The sequence below is a fragment of the Clostridium sp. genome (assembly GCF_032552055.1).
In the GTDB taxonomy this organism is placed as follows: Bacteria; Bacillota; Clostridia; order Clostridiales; family Clostridiaceae; genus Clostridium.
In genome coordinates this window covers 1-4,236 of the sequence record NZ_JAWGSV010000267.1, presented here as the reverse complement: position 1 = coordinate 4,236, position 4,236 = coordinate 1, and the positions used below count along the sequence as shown (strand labels likewise).

Below are 4,236 nucleotides of genomic sequence, written 5' to 3'. Positions count from 1 at the left end.
GATATATCCCATAGAAAATGTTGCTATTGAATAAAATGCATACGGTAATGATGAATTAATGTAGTATGTTATTACCGTTAATATACTTTCACTTACTACAAGCCTACTTGATGTTACAAGTGATAATATATACATATGTGAATTATATATAGTTAATAATGTATGTGCTAATATAATTATTGAGATAACATATAATACTTTACTTATTAAATTTATGTCTTTAAAATGTTTCATTTTCACACTTAAGCCTCTCTTTTAAAACTAATTTTTAATAATATAACTTTTGTTAATTAATCTGTGTCAGTTTTTTATTTTTTAGCACAAGTACAACATCTGATTTTTTAGCTAATTCCTTACTATGAGTAACCACTATTACGCATTTTCCATGTTTATGTGCACTTGTTTTTAATATTTCTATAATTTCATCAGCTGTATCACTATCTAAATTTCCTGTTGGCTCATCTGCTAATATTACTGGTGAATCTGCAACAAGTGTTCTTGCAATGGCAACACGCTGTTGCTGTCCCCCTGATAGTTGTAATACATTTCTATTAATTTCATCATCAGCTAAACCTAAATTGTTTAATATTATCTTATCTGCTTTTGGATTAACTATTTTTAAATTTTCCAAAGGAGTCATATAATCAATTAAATTGTAATTTTGAAATATTAATGAAATATTATTTTTTCTATGATTCTCATATCCTTTTACTTTTATATTTTGATTATTATATAATATTTCACCATTTTTAGGCTCATCTAATCCAGCTAATAATGATAGTAAAGTTGTTTTCCCTGAACCTGAAACACCTAAAATAGTATAAAATTTTCCCTTTTCAAATTCCATGCTTATATCATTTAAAACTTTTTTTCCATTTTTATATGAATAATTAACTTTATTTAATGCTAAAATTGACATTTATATTCCTCCTAGCTCATTTTAGATAATATTTCTTTTGGTTTTAATCTAATTATTGATGCTGATGATACCATTACTGAAAGTATTATAATAACTGTTCCTATAACATACACATAAATTAATTCTTTAAATTCTACTTTTACATCTATTTTATCTACTGTACGAGTTACTAAAGAAGTTTCTGGATCAGTTCCTAAATTAAAGCCACCAAATCCACTTTTAACTTCTTGAACGGCTTGTTTACTGGCTTGACTAACTATTGCATTACCTATATTTTGTGAAATTACTTTACCTGAAAAATAAGATCCTCCAAAAGCTATTACACTTATAAGTAATAATTCAATCACATATTGTGAAATAATTTTGAACTTTGATACTCCAATAGAAAGCAAAATACCTGTTTCATGAATTCTTCCTTGAATCCAAAATGCTAAAACTAATGATAGTATTATTGCTCCTGCTATAATTGCTCCTATTAAAACCATATTTATAATTTTTTCTAAAGTATCAAATGATTTAGATAAAGCTAAGAAATTATCTTCACTTTTTGATATTGTATACTTACTCCAGTCATTAGAAATACTATTAACTTTTGATATTACTTCTTCTACATTACCACTTGTCTGGAATACAGCATTTGTATATTGAACATTTCCATCAGAATATCCATATAAAGTCTTTAGAGTATAGATATCTGAAATAATAGTGTTTTCAGCAAGCTCTGTTTTATCTCCTACTCTTTCAGTGTTGTCACTATCAAAAAGCCCTACAATTTCAAGTTCATATTCATTTTTTGAAACTTTAGATGCTCTATAATCTTCTGGGTTTTTAGTAGCTTTTATTATATCTCCAACCTTTAAGTTGTTTTTTTCTGCTAAAGCCTTATGAATTAATACCTTATTCCTATCATTCTCAACAATATGTCTTCCTTCTACCAGCTCAAATGCCTTACTTGTAAACTTATTATCAAATTCAGTTGAACTATGTCCTTCTACAGTAAAAAGATTCTTATATTTTTCTTCATAACTATATTGAATTGTGTTCTTTGTTGGTTCTATATGACTAATCTCTTTAATATCTAACCCAGCCCCGTGAATTACTGCATCATAATTCTTAATTCCATCTATCTTTGAAATCTTATTAACCAAACTTTCTGGTACTGCTCCTTGTAAATTTGTTTCAAGATTATTTTTAACCTCAAAACTATTAGCTATATCTCTATTGGAATCTAATCTTGCTATAGTTGCTGCTTTTTTTATTGAAATACTACTTAAAATAAATGTCGCTATACCAAATAATATAAATAACATAATAAGGCTTTTCATTTTCTTTCTTGTTACATATAAGATTGCTCTTTTAAATACACTCATTTTTCTTCCTCCCTAATTGATAATTTCATGTATATGGTAACAATCTAATATGAAATATTTATGAAATTAAATATTGAAGTTTATGTATTACTAGAATATTATTCATAGCTATTAAATATATTTAAAGCTATAAAAAAAGAATATCAGTAATCTGATATTCTTAGCATATTAATCGTTGAAATCTATTTTAAATCTCATTCCATTTGGAATTGGTTTAAATGAATAATTCAGCTTATTTATAGTTAATATTTGCTGTACTATATATAACCCTAGCCCATTTCCCCCTGTACTTTTATTTCTATCAAAATCAACTCTATAAAAAGCCTCAAAAATATGTTCTAAATGCTCACTAGAAATTGGTTCACAATCATTTTCTATAATAAGCTTCTTATTTTTTATATAAATTCTTATTTCCTTCTCCTCATCAGTATAATTTACTGCATTAGAAATAATATTAGAAATAGCCTTTACAAATAATTTTTCATCAATTTTAACATTAAATGAATCTTCTATATTAAGATTCATATTAATTTTTTTTGTTTTAGCTATAAGTTTATATGGTTCTATGGTCTTTTCTACTATATATGATAAGTCTACAAACTTTTCATTTTTATTATCTATAGTATTAATTCGTGAAGTATCTAAAATTTCTTGCACCATTTTACTTAACTCATTAACTATTTCTTTGCATTTTTCTAAATATACATAATGATTCTTATACTTTCCTATATCAAGTATCATATTTTCAATCATTATATGCATGCTCATTAATGGTGTTTTAAGTTCATGCGATGCACTTCTTAAAAAATCTACTTTAATTTTTTCAGACTTACTTACATTTTTTATTTCTTCCTCTAATGATACAATTGTATTTAATAAATTTTCATATAAGCTATTTACATTAGCTGCTAATACTCCTATTTCATCTTCAGTTTCTATCTTACAAAAGGCTTTTTTATTTAAGTTTTCCATTTCTTTTGTAACATCACAAATTTCTTTTATTGGAGTTGTAATTCTTTTTGCATATATATATGATGCAATTAATGCTACAAGTAAACTTATAAAAATAGAATATGGTAATATTTTTAATATAATATCTCTAGTTTCTGTAAATGATTCTAAATCCATTACTATTTGTATATTGCCATCTATATCATTTATTGTTCTAAAATTTTTATTTTTTATTATGGATGTATTATTTATATTAATATATTGGTTTATAGTAGCATCTTCTATAACTCCAATACTACCATTTTGGTAATTCTCTATAATGTTTACACCATTTATATCTGGAAGTATTAAAAAATTATCTTTAATTATATCTTGCTCTATATCTATCTCTACTTTTCCAAGTCCCTGAAAAGATCTTTTCTCTTCACCTAATGTTAGTGAAACTTGAATATTATATTTTTGCGCAAAATTATTAGCCAGTTTAAATGACATTTCTTCATCTGCTGACTTTACTTTTTCAATTAACTCTTCAATAATTTTATCAACTTCTTTTTGTTTATTATTTACATATACATTGGGTAATGCTAAATATATTAAAATATGTGAAATTAGGATTATCATGCTTATTAAACCCATAGTAAATATGTATGTTTTTGAAAATAGTTTTAATCTTCTCATTATTTCTCCTCGAACTTATATCCAATTCCTTTAACTGTTATTATACAATCTAATGATAATTTCTTTCTAATGTTTTTAATATATACATCAATTACTCTGTCATTTGGTGCTTCTTCAATACTCCATATATTATCTATAATTTGTGCTCTCGTTAAAACTTTTCCATTATATTTTAATAATAATTCTAATAATTTTATTTCTTTAGGTTTTAAATCTATATTTTTTCCATCCTTTTTTGCTGAATACCCATCAAAATCAACTTCTATACCTTTATTGTACCATTTTTTACCTTCATCAATTTTTATTCCTCTTCTAAGT

General features: G+C 24.9%; 5 protein-coding genes. All 5 read right to left on the bottom strand.

The features are described from left to right. Positions 1 to 234: hypothetical protein (locus tag E6248_RS13850; RefSeq protein WP_316341376.1), on the bottom strand; the 234-nt coding region annotated here is incomplete at its 3' end. Between the two features lie 52 nt (positions 235 to 286). After that, positions 287 to 919, bottom strand: a complete 633-nt coding sequence (locus tag E6248_RS13845; RefSeq protein WP_316341375.1) for an ABC transporter ATP-binding protein — start codon at positions 917 to 919, stop codon at positions 287 to 289. Between the two features lie 11 nt (positions 920 to 930). After that, positions 931 to 2,289 carry an FtsX-like permease family protein gene (locus E6248_RS13840; RefSeq protein ID WP_316341374.1) on the bottom strand — a complete coding sequence of 453 codons (1,359 nt, stop codon included), beginning with the start codon at positions 2,287 to 2,289 and terminating at the stop codon, positions 931 to 933. A gap of 168 nt (positions 2,290 to 2,457) precedes the next feature. Further along, entirely contained in the window at positions 2,458 to 3,918 is a 1,461-nt protein-coding gene (locus E6248_RS13835) for a HAMP domain-containing sensor histidine kinase (RefSeq protein ID WP_316341373.1), read from the bottom strand. Next, on the bottom strand, positions 3,918 to 4,236 hold a 319-nt coding region (locus E6248_RS13830), incomplete at its 5' end, for a winged helix-turn-helix domain-containing protein (protein ID WP_316341372.1). The genes E6248_RS13830 and E6248_RS13835, both read right to left, overlap by 1 nt.